Annotated in this window: 11 protein-coding genes and 1 pseudogene; 5 read left to right on the top strand and 7 right to left on the bottom strand. The window is 66.3% G+C overall.

All coding sequences use genetic code 11. The annotated features are described in order from the left end of the window. From ACFWWR_RS46165 to ACFWWR_RS46155, 3 genes and pseudogenes are all read right to left on the bottom strand, one after another. Positions 1–304 (bottom strand): annotated as a pseudogene (locus ACFWWR_RS46165) (hypothetical protein); the annotation flags it as partial. After that, on the bottom strand, positions 301–822 hold the full coding sequence (locus ACFWWR_RS46160; RefSeq protein ID WP_383878429.1) for an RNA polymerase sigma factor: 522 nt from the start codon (positions 820–822) through the stop codon (positions 301–303). The pseudogene ACFWWR_RS46165 and the gene ACFWWR_RS46160, both read right to left, overlap by 4 nt. Positions 823–1,250: 428 nt before the next feature. Beyond that, on the bottom strand, positions 1,251–1,421 hold the full coding sequence (locus ACFWWR_RS46155) for a hypothetical protein (RefSeq protein ID WP_383878431.1): 171 nt from the start codon (positions 1,419–1,421) through the stop codon (positions 1,251–1,253). Between the two features lie 491 nt (positions 1,422–1,912). Here ACFWWR_RS46155 and ACFWWR_RS46150 point away from each other — a divergent pair, with 491 nt between their 5' ends. Next, positions 1,913–2,401 carry a lamin tail domain-containing protein gene (locus ACFWWR_RS46150; RefSeq protein ID WP_383878433.1) on the top strand — a complete coding sequence of 163 codons (489 nt, stop codon included), beginning with the start codon at positions 1,913–1,915 and terminating at the stop codon, positions 2,399–2,401. Positions 2,402–2,928: 527 nt separating this feature from the next. Here ACFWWR_RS46150 and ACFWWR_RS46145 read toward each other — a convergent pair. The 3 genes from ACFWWR_RS46145 to ACFWWR_RS46135 form a co-directional block, all read right to left on the bottom strand. After that, positions 2,929–3,366: a hypothetical protein gene (locus tag ACFWWR_RS46145; RefSeq protein WP_384310341.1), complete on the bottom strand. Its 438-nt coding sequence runs from the start codon at positions 3,364–3,366 to the stop codon at positions 2,929–2,931. Between the two features lie 249 nt (positions 3,367–3,615). Next, a complete protein-coding gene (locus tag ACFWWR_RS46140; protein ID WP_384310338.1) occupies positions 3,616–3,984 on the bottom strand; it encodes a hypothetical protein in 369 nt (122 codons plus the stop codon). Between the two features lie 66 nt (positions 3,985–4,050). After that, on the bottom strand, positions 4,051–4,434 hold the full coding sequence (locus tag ACFWWR_RS46135; protein ID WP_384310336.1) for a contact-dependent growth inhibition system immunity protein: 384 nt from the start codon (positions 4,432–4,434) through the stop codon (positions 4,051–4,053). Positions 4,435–4,913: 479 nt separating this feature from the next. On the opposite strand from ACFWWR_RS46135, the gene ACFWWR_RS46130 reads away from it, so the two are divergent. The 4 genes from ACFWWR_RS46130 to ACFWWR_RS46115 all read left to right on the top strand — a co-directional run bounded on the left by ACFWWR_RS46130 (position 4,914) and on the right by ACFWWR_RS46115 (position 15,924). After that, positions 4,914–8,456, top strand: coding sequence for a LamG-like jellyroll fold domain-containing protein (locus tag ACFWWR_RS46130; protein WP_384310333.1), 3,543 nt, complete (start codon positions 4,914–4,916; stop codon positions 8,454–8,456). Between the two features lie 169 nt (positions 8,457–8,625). Continuing rightward, positions 8,626–15,174, top strand: coding sequence for an RHS repeat-associated core domain-containing protein (locus tag ACFWWR_RS46125; RefSeq protein ID WP_384310331.1), 6,549 nt, complete (start codon positions 8,626–8,628; stop codon positions 15,172–15,174). Then, positions 15,171–15,422, top strand: coding sequence for a hypothetical protein (locus ACFWWR_RS46120; RefSeq protein ID WP_383878161.1), 252 nt, complete (start codon positions 15,171–15,173; stop codon positions 15,420–15,422). Before ACFWWR_RS46125 ends, ACFWWR_RS46120 begins: the two co-directional genes overlap by 4 nt. A gap of 100 nt (positions 15,423–15,522) precedes the next feature. Then, positions 15,523–15,924 (top strand): hypothetical protein, encoded by a 402-nt coding sequence (locus ACFWWR_RS46115; RefSeq protein WP_383878159.1) that lies wholly within the window; start codon positions 15,523–15,525, stop codon positions 15,922–15,924. 412 nt (positions 15,925–16,336) lie between these two features. On the opposite strand, the gene ACFWWR_RS46110 is transcribed toward ACFWWR_RS46115, so the two are convergent. Beyond that, entirely contained in the window at positions 16,337–16,633 is a 297-nt protein-coding gene (locus ACFWWR_RS46110) for a hypothetical protein (protein WP_383878157.1), read from the bottom strand. Positions 16,634–17,003 lie beyond the last annotated feature (370 nt).

The raw sequence follows: 17,003 nt of genomic DNA, 5'->3' as shown, positions 1-17,003 counted from the left end.
CGCCGTGGATGTCGACCGTGGTCCATCCGGTGAAAGCGTCCGGTGTGAGCTCGCCGGTGCCGTCGTCGCCGATCAGTGCAGCCAGCTCTTCGACGTGGTCGGCGGCGCCGGCCTCGGTGACCGTCCAGCGGGCGATCAGGTCGAGCTGGTGACGGGCGCGCGAGCTGCTCGGCTCTGAGGTCGGCTGGACGTAGCCGGCTTCCTCGGCCAGGCGGCGCAGGCCGGCAGCAACGTCGAAGGGGCGGCGGGCTTCTCGGACTGACAGGTCGGCTTCGGCCAGCCTCTGGTGCCATGTGGTGGTCACTTGGTGTCCTCCTGCTTCGTCCCGTACCGGTGGTGGTAGACGGGCGCGAGCCGTTCGCGGGCCTTGCGGCAGTGGTAGTCGACGGTGCTCGGGGTGATGCCCAGGTACCAGCTGACGCGCTTCGTGCTGTAGTTGAGGATGTAGCGAAGGACAACCACGTCGAACTGGCGCTGAGGGAGCTTGCCGAGGGCCGGGTAAAGGCCGATGCCGCTGTCCATCGCGGCGAGTTCCTCGCGCAGGTCACCGAGCCGCTCATCGATGACGACGCGGCGCACGATGGCCCACGTCAGCTGTTGCAGATTCGGTTCCCCGAGCAGGGCGTCCCAGTGCCGCAGGATTTCCAGGAACGCCCGGTGAACCGCACGCTCCGCAGCGTCGTTGGTGCGGAGGAAGTGCAGCGCGTACCCGTGCCATGCCTCCTGGTTCATGACGTAGTGGGCCTCAAAGTCCAGCGGCAGCGGGAGCGGGGCCTGGGTAACGGGACCACGGCCGTCGTCCGCGCGGACGTCTTCGTACATGAATCCTCTTCGTTGAGGAGATGGGATCCCGGCGTGCGCCGGGAGCATTCACTCAACCGGCCGAAAGCTCCGAACACGCATGCAAGCGCCGACCAATGTCACGGTCTGGGTGTCACATGTGGCGCACAGTGACCAAGTGAAATCTGTGCATGCGTGCCTGACCTGCCGCGATGACCGTCACTCTGTGACATGGCGCGGTCACTCTAGCCTGAACGGGTGATGCAAGTCACAGCTAGGGCCAAAGGTTCCGGCCATGTTCAACTACCGTAATCGGCCACGTAGTTGGTGAAAATTGAAGCAGTCGAACCATCAAGGTGCCGCTGGGCAACGCCGGCCAGTTCCGAGACGGAGCGCGGGCCCGGGCACAGGGAGCGCAGGGGCGGACGGCCTTACGGTCTGAGGCCGTTGGGCTCCGGGCGCACCGTGAGTCAGCCGGCGCCGGCGTCCATGTTGTAGCCGACGGCGGATGCGTGCCCGGCGGGTTCGGGGGCGGGCCTAGCCTCGCCGGCGCAGGAAAGCGCCGGCGGCCCGGAGACCAGGCCCGCGGTCACCAGACCGACGCCGGATGCGGGCACGTGGAACTCGCCCGGAACGCGCACGCTTTGAGCTGAAGCGGTGGTGGCACAGCGAGTCGCGGACGAGGGACGTTACGGTGCCCGAGACCTCAGTGTTCGTTCGGGACTTCGTCGACCAGGGTGTAGCGGAGGCGGCTGAGGGTCGCACAACGGAGGCGTTGCTCAGCCCGGTGGCCCACGGTGCTGCTTGTAACCCACTTTCGGGTGATGATCTGGCGGTGGACGGGGTGGCGCAGCCTGGCGGTCAGAGGTGCCGGGTCAGTGTCCGCACGGATCAACGGCCTGGCGGGGAGTCAACCTGGTTCATTCGACGCATGAATGGACACTGCAGGCGAGAGTAACCGCAATGTGGATGATTTGTAACTGAGTGCACGTGTCTCGTTCACCATCTGCACACAGCAGCCATGGTCTGAGAGCGCGGCCGGTTGGCCGCCACCCGCACCCCGTACCCGTACGTCCCTCTGGCCTTTACCGGGCTTCAGGACGTGCTGGTGCCCGTACACACAGGGGCCTTTGTGACTTCTTCAGCTGTGACCGCCCGTCGCCTGTCCGCCGCCGCTCTCGCATCCGCCGCCGTCATCGGAGCGGTGGCGCTGCCGGCGTCGGCGGCCGACCACGCCCGGCCCCACCACCCCAAGGTGGAGATCACCAGCGTGCAGTACGACTCACCGGGACGCGACGACCGCTCCCGGCGCTCGCTGAACAAGGAGTGGGTGGAACTCACCAACAACACGCGTCGCGCGGTCAACCTCGACGGCTGGACCCTGCAGGACGAGGACGGCCACACCTACACCTTCCACCACTACCGCCTGGACGGCCGCGCCACGGTCCGGATCCACACCGGCGAGGGCCGCGACACCGACACCGACCTCTACCAGGACCGCCGCCACTACGTGTGGGACAACCGCTCCGACACCGCCACCCTGCGCAACGACCGCGACCGCTTCATCGACGACGAATCCTGGGGCAACGACCGCCACCACCGCGGCAGCGCCCGCCGCTGACCCACCGCAGCACGGCGACTGGTGACCCCACATCAGTAGCAAGCCGGCGGCGTGCCAGCCCCCTGCCAGGGCCCGCACGCCGCCGCCATGTATGCCGGGTTGTCGAAATCCGATCAGGACCCGGCCGAATGGCTGCCCGCCGGCCTCCGAGCAGCACTGCCGCCGTGTGGTGGGAGGGGCGACTGTATGCCTCGCCGGTAGCAAGAATGCGGCCCACGTCGTGGCGGGTGGCGGTGCGGGGGTGCTCGAGCTCAAGAGCCGGTCGGCGATGTAGATCCGGTCGGCTTCCCGCAGGTACTGGGACACACCAGCGGCAAGAACCGGTCTAGCCGGTGCTGTCACCTTCTGTCGGCCGGAGGCCCTCGCGGAGTATCCCGCGAGGGCTCATCGTCTACGTGCCCAACGCCTGTGTACTCAACTGGCGCTGAACCAGCAGATGTCGATGAAGTCGATCGGATCGTCGTAGCGCTTCATTTGGGGCCCACTCGGAGAGGTTCGGGCACGACGTGGGCACCAGCCCCGTGTATTCAGCTCTCGGTCGCCGGAGCCGTCGTCTCGACCGGGTCACCCGGCTGCCAGGCACCCGAGCTCCACTCCGGTGTGGGGGACGGGCGCGGTGGCGCGGGCGGCGCTGTCGAGCCGCGGTTGGGGTTCTGGGGCATGGTGACGGAACCGCCGGAGCGGGTGGATCCGCTGGTCCTGACCGTCGTAGGGGAGGGAGTCGTCCGGCGGGCGGTCGGAGTCTTCTTGGGGGTCGGCGTGACGGACGCCCGTCGTGAGGCCGAAGCCGTCGGTGATGGTGTGCCGCTTCCGGTGCTCACCGTGTCCGCCGTGGGGGATGCGAGGCCTGTCGGCACGGCGGTGCCGGTCTCGGCACCGGCCGAACAACTGACCGTCCACAAGGCCGCCAGAACCAGGGCCGGCCACAGCCGGGCGGGCCGCATGCTCCAGACTTCTCTGGACATCAAGGTATTCCTCACATTCCACGGGGCGGTCCGTACCGCTTCTCGGGCTGCTCGTCCGGTGTCATGGGTAGGTCTTCGAGGACCACCGGGCCCGGATGGAAGGCGGAACCGCCAGGGCCCGTGACCTCCTCGCCGGTGAGCCAGAGGTAAAGCCACTCCGCGAACGAGAACGAGTACTCGAAGAATTCGCCCTCGCCGTTCTCGATGAAGAGTGACCCCGTTCCCAGCGCTCCCGGGGCGCATAGAAGATCACTTCTCCACGGTCGGTTGAGGTGTCGGGATCATACCGTCGGGAGTACCGAATACGAGATCAGGAACGCGAAGTGAGACGCGTGGGTCCCCCTCAGGCTCCCCTTCGTCCCACTCGATCTGCGACCAGACGTCGGCGGTACTGCGAATCCACTCGCCCAGATTCCAACGTCCGGTCGCCGGATGCTTCAGGGACAGGTGACCGTTGATCAGAACAGGGGCGTAACAGTCGACGACGATCTCCTTGAAGTCCGTCGGCAGGATCACGCCGAGATCGTTCTCGAGTCGACTCCACGCGGCGGGATCCCTGTACCGCCCCGGCGGCTCACCAATCATGTCCAGCACGCGCCCGAGGTAGCTCTCTCGCATCCCCCTCACCTCCTCGGGCAGTCTTCACTGCCCCGGCCCCTCGCCGCGGTAGCCGCTGTCGGCGAGCTACAGAGCCAAAAACCCCTCAACCTCACGATTCAGGGCAGGCGGCACGTCGGCCAACTCCGAGACGATCAGGCGGACATCCCGCTCGAGTTCGGGGGACTCGCTCCAGACCTCCGCACTTCTGGTGAGCACGGCGGCCAGCAGATCGCCCTCGTACATGTCGCCTTCCGCCAGTGGGTCGATCCGGAGGACCTCCACCGCCAGGGGCAGGAGACAGGCAAGGCTCACATCTTGCCTGATCAATAGCCGCATATCCTCAACCGTCAGGCCGCCGATCGGCTTGCGCCGAAGCTCGCGCACAGTCGCCATCAGCCGGGTTTCACCGCCCGACGGGACCGACCAACTGTCGCGCTCAAGCTCCTCAAGGGAGCGGTCACGGTTCACGAGTCGAGTCACTGACCGATCGTCCCATGTCAGGTCTCAAACGCGGTCTGAGCATCGCACTCTGGGCAGGCACATAGCTTCATTCCTGCTAGAACGCGCTGCGGCATGGCGTGTCCTTCGCTCGTCCTGACCACTGGCGCCCTCGGTAACTCAATCCATCGGCAGGGCTGTTGGGAGCGCGCCAAGGAGTCAATGTGATGTGCGACACCATTGACCAACATGATCAACCGTCACGTGATCCTCACAGCTTCATGTAAAGAAATTCTAAGGGGAGGACCGGTGGGGGCGTGTTTACGCAAACACGGCACGGTTGGCGTCATGCGATGGGGAGTTGGGCGGTAGCCGTCGCGCTCCTGGGGGGTGCGGTGGTCGGGGCTGGAGCGACTCCAGCCCTCGCTGATGACGGGGCGGCCGCAGTAGCGGCTGACAGTACGCCGGAGTCGGAGTCGAGTGCTCTTGCATCAGAGACGGGTGAGCGGGTGGCCGTGGACGCTTCGACCACCGAGTCGTCCCAAGTGTTCGCCAACCCAGACGGCACCTTCACGCAGGAGATGAACGCGGCTCCGGTCCGTGCCCGGAAGGACGACGGCACTTGGGCCCCTATCGACACCACCCTCGTGCGCGAGGGCGACGGCTCAGTACGGGCGAAGAATACGACGGCCGATCTCGCCTTCTCGGGTGGCGGCAGCGGGGACGGACTGGTCACGCTGGAGGACGAGGGGCGCGAGCTGCAGCTCGGCTGGCCCACCACTCTGCCCGAGCCCCAGCTCGACGGCGACACCGCCACCTACCCTGGAGTTCTTCCGGACGTCGATCTGAAACTGACCGCGCTGACCTCCGGCTACACCTCGGTGCTCGTGGTCAAGACTGCAGCGGCGGCAAAGAATCCGGCACTTGCGACGATCAAAATGACCGTCTCCGGCAGCGGCCTGAACGTCTCCCCGACGGCCGACGGCGGTTTTGTCGCGCGCGACGGCGAGGGGACCCCGGTCTTCGAGACCCCGGCGGGGCGGATGTGGGACTCGGCTGGTGACAACCCGGCCACCGACACGGCCGGCGTCACCACGCAACTCGCCCGCACTGCTGCTTCTTCAACAGAGGCGGAGAGCGTGGACGAGCCGGAGGCGGCCCCGCTTCCCGCCGCCGGCGGCGAGCCGGCCCCTTCGGAGGGTCCCGGCAGCGGTGACGCGGCGGCCGAGCTTCCGCTCAAGGTCACCGACACCACCCTGGAGATCACGCCTGATCCGGCCCTGCTCCACGGCGAGGACACCGTTTTCCCGCTCTACATCGACCCGCCGACCAAGGGCATCGCGCTGGGCGACTGGACGGCCCTGGCCTCCAACGGCACCAAGTACTGGGAGTTCGACGGTGACAAGGGCGTAGGGCGTTGCTCCAACTACGCCGGCTACCTCTGCGCCAACACCCCGTACACCCAGCGTATGTACTTCGAGTACCCGCTCTCGTCGATCCACGGCAAGAAGATCCTGGACGCGACGATGGAGGTGTACCAGCTGTGGACGTTCTCCTGCGATCCGCACTGGTACGACCTCAGCCACGTGAACAAGGGCATTTCCTCCAGCACCACCTGGTCGACCCGCCCCACCGCGGATGACCTGATGGGCGACCGGAACGTGGCATACGGGCGGGGCACCCTGTGCAGCCCGTCGCAGCCGGCGAACTGGGTGCGCTTCAGCGACAACGTGGGCGAGGAGACGAACGAGAACCTGACGACAACCCTCGCCTCCCATGCCGCGAGCAAGGCGGCGCAGATCACCTTTTCGCTGACCGCGCACGACGAGTCCGACGCGGGCGCCTGGGCGCGGTTCCGCAACGACGCGAAGCTGTCGGTGACCTACGTCTCCTACCCAGGTAAGCCGACCTCGTACGGCGTCCAGCAGGGCACCACCGGGCGGGCATGCAACGCTTCCACGCTGCCCTTCGCCACCAGCGACACCACGCCGAAGATGCTGGCCGCGGTGCAGTCGGCCGATGGCTCCAGCTCCCAGCTGCGCGCCATGTTCGAGGTGTGGAAGGCCGACGGCTCCAGCCGCGCCTGGTCCACGGCTTCCCCGGACGGCGCCTGGGTGGCCGATAACGCCGTCCGCGACGCGTCCACCAGCGCGTTGCCGGTGCAGACGGACTACCGGATGCGGGTCAAAACGCAGGCGTACTACATGACGGACCGTGGCGCCACAGGTGTCCTGGACTCGTCCTGGTCGTCCTGGTGCTACTTCCGGGTCGACACCGACTCGCCGCCGCCTCCTGTTGTGTCCAGCGCGGACGGCGTCTACAAGCCGGCCGAGACGGACCCGGCCGCGGGCGGCGTGGGCACGCCAGGCAGGTTCACCTTCACCCCCGCGGACACCAACCCGACCACGGCCGGCATCCAGTCGGACGTCGTCAGCTACAAATGGAAGCTGAACAGCGGAGTAGTCTCCCCTCCGATCACCGTCGCCAAGGGCACGGCCACCACCCAGACGATCACGCCGAACCAGGCCGGTGAGAACACCATCCAGGTCTGGGGCTACGACGCGGCCAGTCACAGCTCGCTCACCGGCTACTACAGCTTCCTGGTCAAGGGCGCCGAGAAACCCTCGGGGATCTGGCACCTGGACAACGCCCTCACCGACTCCACCACCGCCACCCAGCACCCGCTGACTTCCTCCGGGGCCACCTGGGACACCCTGTCCCGCAACGGCTCCGGCGCGGCAAAGCTCAACGGCACGAGCGCCTCCCTCTCCACCTCCGGTGCGGTCCTGGACACCACCAAGTCCTTCACCGTCTCGGCCTGGGCACGTCTGACGAAGAAGGACGTCAACTACACCGTCCTGTCCCAGCCCGGAACGAACGCCTCCGGGTTCCAGCTGTACTACTCCACGGGCGCCAACGCCTGGGTCTTCAACCGCCACGAGACGGACGTCGTCAGTCCGGTTATCGTCCGCTCGATCGGCACCAAGCCGCCGGTCCTGAACGCCTGGACTCACCTGGCGGGCGTCTACGACGCCGCGGCGCAGAGTCTTCAGCTCTACGTCAACGGCTCCCCGCAGGGCGCTCCGGTGCCGTTCACCGCCACCCCGTGGAAGGCGTCCGGAGGTCTGCAGGTCGGACGGCTGTGGCACGCCGCGACCGGCAAGGAGTACTTCGCCGGAACCATCGACGAGGTGCAGGTCTGGTCCCGTGCGCTCGCGGACACCGAAGTCGCCCACGAGGCCTGGCTGGAGGACGAGGACATCAGCGACGGAACCGCCGGCGACCCGGTCCCGGCGCTCGTCGCCAAGTGGGACGCCACGGACATGGCCAACGCCACCGGCACCACGGTCAAGGACACCAGCGGCTTCGGCCGGAACCTCACCCTCAACGGGGCCGCTCTCGCCCAGTTCACCACCGGCGACCCGGACATCGGCGAAGAGGTCACCACCACGCAGACGATGACCCTGAACGGCACCAGCGCGTATGCCACCGCCACCGGTCCGGTCGTCGACGACTCCGGCTCGTTCACCGCGACCGCCTGGGTGACGCTGGACCCCGCCAAGCTCGCCGACACCAGCAAGTCGTATGCGGTTCAGGTGTTCGGCCAGTCGGGGACGAGTCAGTCCTCCTGGGGCGTCTGGTACGAGCAGCCGGCCGGCAGCACCCAGGGACGGTGGACATTCGGCCGTCCCGACAAGGACGGCACCGGAGCGGTCTGGACTGAGAATGAGTCCACCGCCTTCACCACGGCTCAGCTGGGCGTCCCGGTCATGCTGACGGTCGTCTACGACGCCCAGGCGGCAGCCGACCCCGACGACACGTCCAAGCTCGGCGGGCTCAAGCTCTACGTGGACAGCGCTCTGATGGGCGACGAGGACGGCGTGCCGTACTCGGCCCCCTGGCAGGGCGGCGGAGCGTTCGAGGTCGGCCGGGCGAAGATCAATGGCGCTGCCGCGCGCTACTTCCCCGGCAAGATCGACAGCGTCCGCGTCTGGGCCGGAGCCACCTCCACCGACACGATCGCCAACCGGCGCAACACCGAGCAGCAGTAGAAGCGGGGCGGGACAGGGCGGGCCCTGTTGCCCGTCCTGTCCCGCTCTTCCTCTCTGCTCGAAACACACTCGTCGGCGTCTCCGCGGACATGCCGACGACATCCAGCGTTCTCGGGCGCCGACGCCGCCCGAGCGCCTCCTGCCCATATCCGAGAACCGGGAAATCACCGTGTCTTCATCCCCCTTCCGCTCACGCCTGCCAGGGGCGGTCATACGCCGCTGGCTCGGCCGTGGCGCACTTGTCGTCTCCCTCTCCGTCCTACCGCAAGTCGGGGTGCCCTCGGGCTACGACTTCGCCGCCCAGGCCCAGTCCCCGGCTGCCCGCAAGCCGCTGGAGGACCGGCCCGACGCGAAGATCGACAAGGTAGGCGTATTTAAGCCCGGCACGTCCAAGGCCCCGAAGGACAAGGCCGCCACCTCCGCCCGCAAGACCCGTGAGCGGCTGAAGAAAGCCGCGTGGCCGACGGCCGGGAAAGCCACCGCCGAAGTTCCGGCGACCGGCGGGGCCGCAGTCACCGTCGGCGGGCTCGGCCTGAAGCTGGCCCAGCAGCCCGCCGCCCCGGCACCCAAACCGGCGGAGAGCAAGACAGCGCCCAAGGCCACCGGCCCGGCCGAAAAGGTGGCGCTCAGCGTCCATCCCCAGTCGGCCGCGAAGAAGGCCGGCGTCAACGGCGTCCTGCTCACCGTCGACCCGGCGAAATCCGCATCCAAAAACGCCGCCGGTGACACCGACAAGCTCCGCGTCTCCCTGGACTACTCCTCGTTCAACGACGTCTACGGCGGCAACTTCGGCCCCCGCCTGCGCCTGGTGACCCTCCCAGCGTGTGCGCTGACCACACCGCAGAAGAAGTCCTGCCGCACCCAGCGCCCCGTGGCGGGCGCGGACAACGACGCGGGGTCCCAGACCCTGACGGGCACCGTCTCCGCCCGCACCCTGACGGCCGGCACCCCGATGCTGCTCGCGGCGGCGGCCGACAGCTCGGGCGGCGGCAGCGACTACAGCGCCACCCCGCTGTCCCCGACCGCGACCTGGGAGGCCGGCGGCAGCACGGGTGACTTCACCTGGAACTACCCGCTGCGGGTTCCCCCAGCGACGGCAGGCCCGTCCCCGAGCCTGTCCATCTCCTACAACTCCGCCTCGGTGGACGGCCGCACGGCCGGGGAGAACAACCAGACTTCGGTGATCGGCGAGGGCTTCTCGATCACCGAGTCCTACATCGAGCGCAAATACGGCTCCTGCAAGGACGACGGCCAGTCCGGCAAGGGCGACCAGTGCTGGAAGTACGCCAACGCCACCCTGGTCCTCAACGGCAAGGCCGTCGAACTCGTCAACACTTGCACCGACAAGGCCGCCTGCGACACCGCCGCCCAGTCTCAGGCATCAGGTGGCACCTGGAAGCTGAAGAACGAAGACGGCACCCGCGTCGAGCACCTGACCGGCGCCACCGGCAACGGCGACGACAACACCGAGTACTGGAAGGTCACGGACGCCTCCGGCATCCAGTACGTCTTCGGCAAGCACCGCCTGCCCGGCTGGAGCGACAAAGGCACCACCGACACCGCCGACGACGACCCGACCACCAACTCCGTATGGACCGTCCCCGTCTTCGGCGACGACTCCGGCGAGCCCTGCTACAAGTCCACCGGCTTCGCCGACTCCTTCTGCAACCAGGCCTGGCGCTGGAACCTGGACTACGTCGTCGACCCCCACGGCAACGCCTCCACGTACTGGTACGCCAAGGAGACCAACTACTACTCCAAGAATGCCGACACCACCGTCAACGGCACCGGCTACACCCGCGGCGGCTACCTCAACCGCATCGACTACGGCCTGCGCAGCGACCTGCTCTACAACAAGCCCGCCGCCCAGCAGGTCCGCTTCACCTACGCCGAACGCTGCGTCGTCTCCGGCGGCTGCTCCAGCCTGACCACGGACACCAAGGCCAACTGGCCCGACGTGCCCTTCGACATGATCTGCGCATCCGGCACCAAGTGCACCACCCAGATCGGCCCCGCCTTCTTCACCCGCAAACGCCTCACCGACATCACCACCTCCATCTGGTCCGGCACCGGCACCACCCAGCGAGACGTGGACACCTGGCACCTCGACCAGAACTTCCCCGACACCGGTGACGCCTCCTCACCGAGCCTGTGGCTGAAGTCCATCCAGAACACCGGCAAGGCCAACACCACCGCAGCCGCCATGCCCCCGGTCGTCTTCGACGGCATCCAGCTGTCCAACCACGTCGAGGGCAGCACCCCAGACACCCTGCGCTACATCAAGTGGCGCGTGCGCGAAATCAAGTCCGAGACCGGCTCGACCATCACGGTCAACTACTCCGACCCGGACTGCATCTGGGGCACCAGCATGCCGGCGGCCATCGACAAGAACACCCGGCGTTGCTTCCCAGTCAAGTGGTCCCAGTCCGGGGCGGCCCCGGTCACCGACTGGTTCCACAAGTACGTGGTCACCTCCGTCTTCCAGGACGACCCCTACGGCCACGGTGACACCAACGAGAAGTACTACGACTACCAGGGCGGCGCAGGCTGGGCCTACGCCGATGACGAGGGCCTGACCAAGGCCTCCAACCGCACCTGGTCGCAGTGGCGCGGCTACGGCAAGGTCGTGGAGACCTCCGGCGACTCCGAGGGACCGCGCTCCAAGAAGTCCACGCTCTACATGCGCGGCCTGAATGCCGAGAAGGAACTCGACGGAACCGCCCGCGTGGAGAAGGTCACCGACTCCGCCGGCACCGCCCTCGACGATTCCCGCCAGTACGCCGGCTTCGTCCGCGAGACCATCGTCTACAACGGTTCCGAAGAACTCAGCGGCACTATCAACACTCCCTGGTCCCACAAGACCGGCAGCCACGTCTACAGCTGGGGAACCACCGACTCCTGGATCGTCCAGGCCAGCGAGGCCGCCACTCGCACCAAGACCTCCACCGGTACCCGCACGGTCAAGCAGAAGACCGCGTACGACACCACGTACGGCATGCCGATCACCTTCGAGGACAGCGGCGACACCGCCAAGACCGGCGACGAGTCGTGCGTGAAGACCAGCTACGCCCGCAACACTTCCGCCTGGATGGTGAACACGGTCTCGCGCACCGAGACCTACAGCACCACGTGTGCGGCCACCCTAGTGATCCCTGACGACGCCGTCTCCGACGTCACCACGGCCTATGACAGCCAGGCGGTCGGGTTGGCGCCCACCAAGGGCGAGATCACTGCCTCCTACCGGGTCTCCAGCTACGACGCGGACAAGAAGCCCGTCTACCAGAAGGTCTCCGGCTCCACCTACGACAAGCTGGGACGCCCGCTCACGGAGACCACCGCTCTCAATCAAACCGTCAAGACGACCTACGTCCCCGACGACGCCGGCTATGGCCCGCTGGCGTCAAAGACCGTCACCTCTCCGTCCCCCCAACTCCACACAGCTACCACCGAGGTGGACCCGGCCTGGGGCACGGCCACCAAGACCACCGACGCCAACGGCAACATCACCGAGTGGGCCTTCGACGCGCTCGGCCGCCTGGTCTCCGTCTGGAAGCCGGACCGCTCCCGCGGGCTCGGCGACGCCGCCAATATCGTCTACGGCTACAGCATCAACAACGACAAGGAGACCTGGGTCCGCACTGACGCCCTCAAAGCCGACGGCAAGACCTACAACAGCTCCTACGAGATCTTCGACGGCCTGCTGCGGTCCCGCCAGAAGCAGGTTCCCGCCCCGGGCGGCGGACGGGTGATCTCGGAAACCCTCTACGACGACCGCGGCCTGGCCTACATCACCAACGCTCAGGTCCACGACAGTAATGTGCCGTCGGGCACCCTGGCCAACACCTACCAGGGCTCCGTCCCGGCCTCCATCGAAACCGTCTACGACGACGCCGGCCGCGCCACCGACTCGGTCTTCCGGGTCTACAACCAGGAGAAGTGGCGTACCAAGACCGACGTGCAAGGCGACCGCACCGCCGTCACCGCAGCCGCGGGCGGCACCGGCACCCTAACGGTCGTCGACGCCCGGGGCCAGATCACCGAGCGCCGCGAGTACAGCGGCCCTGCCCCGACGGGCAGCGACTACACCCGCACTCTGTACGAGTACACCGACAGCGGGCAGCTCAAGAAGCTGACCGGCCCGGACGGGGCGGTGTGGACGTACGGCTACGACCTGCGCGGTCGCAAGACCATCTCAATCGACCCTGACAAGGGCCGTATCGACACCACCTACAACGACGCCGACCAGCCGCTCACCGTCACTACAACCCTCAACGGCGCGTCCCGCACCCTGATCACCGAGTACGACGAGCTCGGCCGCAAGACCGGCACCTGGGACGGAGTGAAGGACGACACCCACCGTCTGACCAAGTTCACCTACGACTCGCTGGCTCTGGGCAAGGGGCGGCAAACGGCCGCGATCCGGTACGTCGGCGGCACCACCGGCAAGATCTACTCTCAGGTCGTCACCGGCTACGACGCACTCGGCCGCCCCAAGGGCACCAAGACCGTCATCGCCGCCACCGATGCCCTGGTCGCCGCCGGTGCGCCGCAGACCTTCACCAACTCCACCGTCTACAAGATCGACGGTTCCGTCCAGTCCACCTCGATGCCCGCGGTGGCCGGCCCGCCCGCCGAGACCGTCACCAACTACTACAACGGCCTCGGCCTGCTCACCGGCACCGACGGTATGACCGACTATGTCCAGAACATCGGCTACTCCCCGTACGGCGAGATTGAGGAGACGCGCCTGGGTACCTCCACCGGCGCTAAACAGCTCCAGATCTTCAACCGCTACGAGGACGGCACCCGCCGTCTGTCCAACAATCACACTGTCGACCAGACCAACACTGGCTACACCAGCGACGTCGACTATGTCTACGACGCCACCGGCAATGTCAAGTCGATCAGCGACCAGGCCAATGGCAAGGACACCCAGTGCTTCGCCTACGACGGTTACCGCCGTCTGACCGAAGCCTGGACCCCGTCTTCCAACGACTGCGCCACCGCCCGCGCGGCGTCCGCCCTCGGCGGCCCGGCCCCGTACTGGACCAGCTGGACCTACAAGGTCGGCGGCCTGCGCGACACCCAGACCGAGCACAAGGCCACCGGTGACACCAAAACCGGCTACGCCTATCCCGCCGTCAACACCTCCGGCACCGGACAGCCCCACACTCTGACCTCAGTCACCGTAAATGGCGGCACTGCCAAGCCGTACACCTACGACGAGCAGGGCAACACGACCAAGCGCTACGGCCCCACCGGCACTGCGCAGGACCTCGTCTGGGACATCGAAGGAGAGCTGAGCCGCCTAGTCGAAGGCACCAAGACGAGCGACTACGTCTACGACGCCAACGGCGAACTGCTGATCCGTCGTGGCCCCGGCAAGACCGTCCTGTACCTGGCCGATCAGGAACTCCACTACGACACGGCCGCCAAGAAGTTCACGGCCCAGCGCTACTACCCGGCCGGCGATGCCACCGCCGTCCGCACCGAGACCGGCCTCTCCTGGATGATCGACGACCACCACGGCACCGCCTCCATGACGGTCGACGCCACCACCCAGGCCGTCACCCGCCGCTACACCAAGCCCTTCGGCGAAGCGCGCGGCACGACGCCGTCAACCTGGCCCGACGACAAGGGCTTCTTGGGTAAACCAGCCGACGCCGACACCGGACTCACCCATATCAGCGCCCGTGAATACGACCCGGCGACGGGGCGGTTCCTCTCCGCCGACCCGGTACTCGCCCCGGAGGACCACGAGTCTCTCAACGGCTACGCCTACTCCAACAACACCCCCGTCACCAAGTTTGACCCCAGCGGCCTGCGGCCGATCACGGACTGCGAGCGCGGGTGCAGCGATGGCAATGGCGGCACCTACTTCGACTCCGTGACGAAGGGCCCCAACGGGACCTGGGTCTACCACTCCACCCAGACCTACACTCAAAGTTTCGCGTACCAGACGCCAGGCGGCGGTACCGGAAGCGGCACCATGACCTTCACTGTCCGCACTGACGGAGGACATTCCTCAGCGAGTGTTGAGTTCAAGAAAGGGCCAGATCCGGCCCCAAAGAATAAGGGGACTACAAACGTCCTGGGCCATTTGGCCGGCATAGGATACGGCCTTAGCGCGGTAAGTGACCTCGGCAATCCATTCTGTTGGTTCGATTCAGGTTCCTGCAGTGCTACTAACGACACGAAGGAGACTTACGACGATTGGGCGAGCGCTGCCGGAGCGGATACCGACTCCAGTCTCTACGAGGCGGCGTGGGACAACGGTGCGCTGGCCCCCATGCTGGCTCTCGGAGGAAAGGCTCCCGAAGGGAACCCCGAACTCTTTCCTGCGGCCGGTGCCTTGAGGGGGGCAGCTGATGATGCTGTCGGCGCGGCAGGTAACCTGCCGGTTCCCTATAGCCCGAACTGGGCGTTGAGGCAACGCGAGAACCTTCACCTCCCCACCCTAGTCACGCCGGATGGCAGGACTCTGAGCAATCACGCAGCCGAACGAGTGGCCGGCAGTGGTCCGGGGCGTCCTCCCACAACACTGAATGCGCTCGACTACATCCTGAAAAATGGAAACAAGGTAAAGTATGACCCGGTCCGCGATACGATCCAGGTTCGGGCAACACAGCTGCCGGGTAAGCCTTTCGTGGTTGTCTCCGGGAGTAACCCGAATCATATAGTAACCGCTATGATCCCGAGGAGCTTTGATATTCCGTGAACCCTCTGGAAGAGATTCTCGAAATGGCTCGCAAATTTATTCTCGGTGAAGATCGCTCAATGGATTTCGTGAAGTCCATAGAAGATTTTACCGTCGAGCATTTCCTGGATTCCAAGGTTTTTGAATTTCTCGCGGAGGGGATGTCTCTATATCGCCCATGGGGTGGATCACCTTACTGGTCGGAGAGGGACATGCTTCAACTGCTCGAAGATTTCGTGAGGGAGTTCGGGCCCGCCGGAGAATCCTGAAGTTAGAACGCAGTTGGCCTTGATGGGGCATGAGTTCCCGGCGGCAAGGTGCCGGGAACTCATGGATCCTCTGAACGGCAGCTGGATCCAGGAAGTATAGATGGACATTGTGTGGTCCATGACATCGGTGCAATCGGCACGCTTCGATTCCACCGAGAGGCGCTCGGAACTGCGTGACCTTGTGAGCGCCTTTAGGGAACTGCGCGCTAGCGGTCGGGGCCATCTGGAAGTCAATTTGCCGGATAGTCTGTACCCCTATTTGACCCTCAGTTTCCTAGGTGATCACGCCGTCATTCATCTCTTCACCTCCGAGGACAGTGTGTCCCTTCTTGTTGGGGATGGCTCTGTTTCCCCGGAGGGAGAAGTCGACGTCCCGGTCATGGATGATCTAGGAACCTTTACAGGTGACTTCGTGATGGGAGTCGATCGCGCATGGGATGTCATGGAGAATTTCGTCCGAGCGGGAACGGTCGAAGGGCTCGGAGAGTGGTATGAGCTGTAGCGAAAGCTAGGACGTGTCACCTCCGGCGATAGTCGGACAGTAAAATCGCCGGCAAAGCGTGATCCTGCTACACCGTGAGACGCACACTGCATTGCTCGCAACGCCCCCGGCGCCCACCGTGTTTGGGCCCCGGGGCGTTTGCTTTATGGTCACCACGAGGCCACTGAAGTATGAACTCGCGGGCGTTGACGTCACTTTCGCCCCAACCGCGGGCCATTAACCGACGTGCTTGACCGTATCGATGACCCACTGGGCGAGGTCCCACGACCACGGGCGCGGCTACCCTCACCCGAGCCCGGGCACAAGGGCGGGCCGTCCAAGCAGCCCACACCGCTGCTGCTGCCGCGCAGGCCGTGCTTAGCCGCCTGCGCCGCTGGTGACCATGCACGGCTCCGCTGCCTTGACGTCCTTCCTACCCATCGGCTGGGCCGACGGGGAAGTCCGGATGGTTCGCGAAGAACTGCGCCTCCGCCCTCATCCAATCGAGCTGCTTCAACGCCTGCCCGATGTCTCCGTGGTCGAGGTGCACGGTCAGCCGGCCGTAGGCCTCGCCCAACATCCGCTGATACTTCGGCCGCCGTTCCACCTCCTCGAACCTCTCCTGCAGAAACTCGAACCAGCGCTCTGCCTCGACCCGCATGCGCTCCACGGCCACGCCTCCGAAGAGAGTCCAGGCCTGCTCGGCGGTCATGATCTGGTCACCGGCCACGCTTGGCTCCTTCCTCGGGGACGGACTTCGCAGGCTCAGTACCTTGCACTTACGCCAACGAACGACTTGCCCCAGACACACGGGGCCCGGGCGGGCTACCCCTGGTATTCCGTGCGGCCCCAGATCGCCTGCGTTGGTTCGCGTAGTGAGTGCGTGACAGCCGCCAAGCCCTCACCAAACTCCCGTTTCAGACGCAACTCAGCGAAGTGGGTACAGGCGCCCATCCGTACCGCCCTGGGACTGGACAGCAAGCTGCCCCGTCAGGTGCGGCTCGACTTCCTCGAGCGCGCGCTCCCGCCCGCCTCCAGCTGACCGGGCGCCGTGGCCTGGACGCGTCCGGCGGTGCGTTGCGGCCGGGTGCATCGGCCGC

It is taken from the genome of Streptomyces sp. NPDC058678 (assembly GCF_042714835.1).
Lineage (GTDB): Bacteria > Actinomycetota > Actinomycetes > Streptomycetales > Streptomycetaceae > Streptomyces.
Note: the sequence above shows the minus strand (reverse complement) of the source record. Positions and strands in the feature narration are given on the sequence as shown.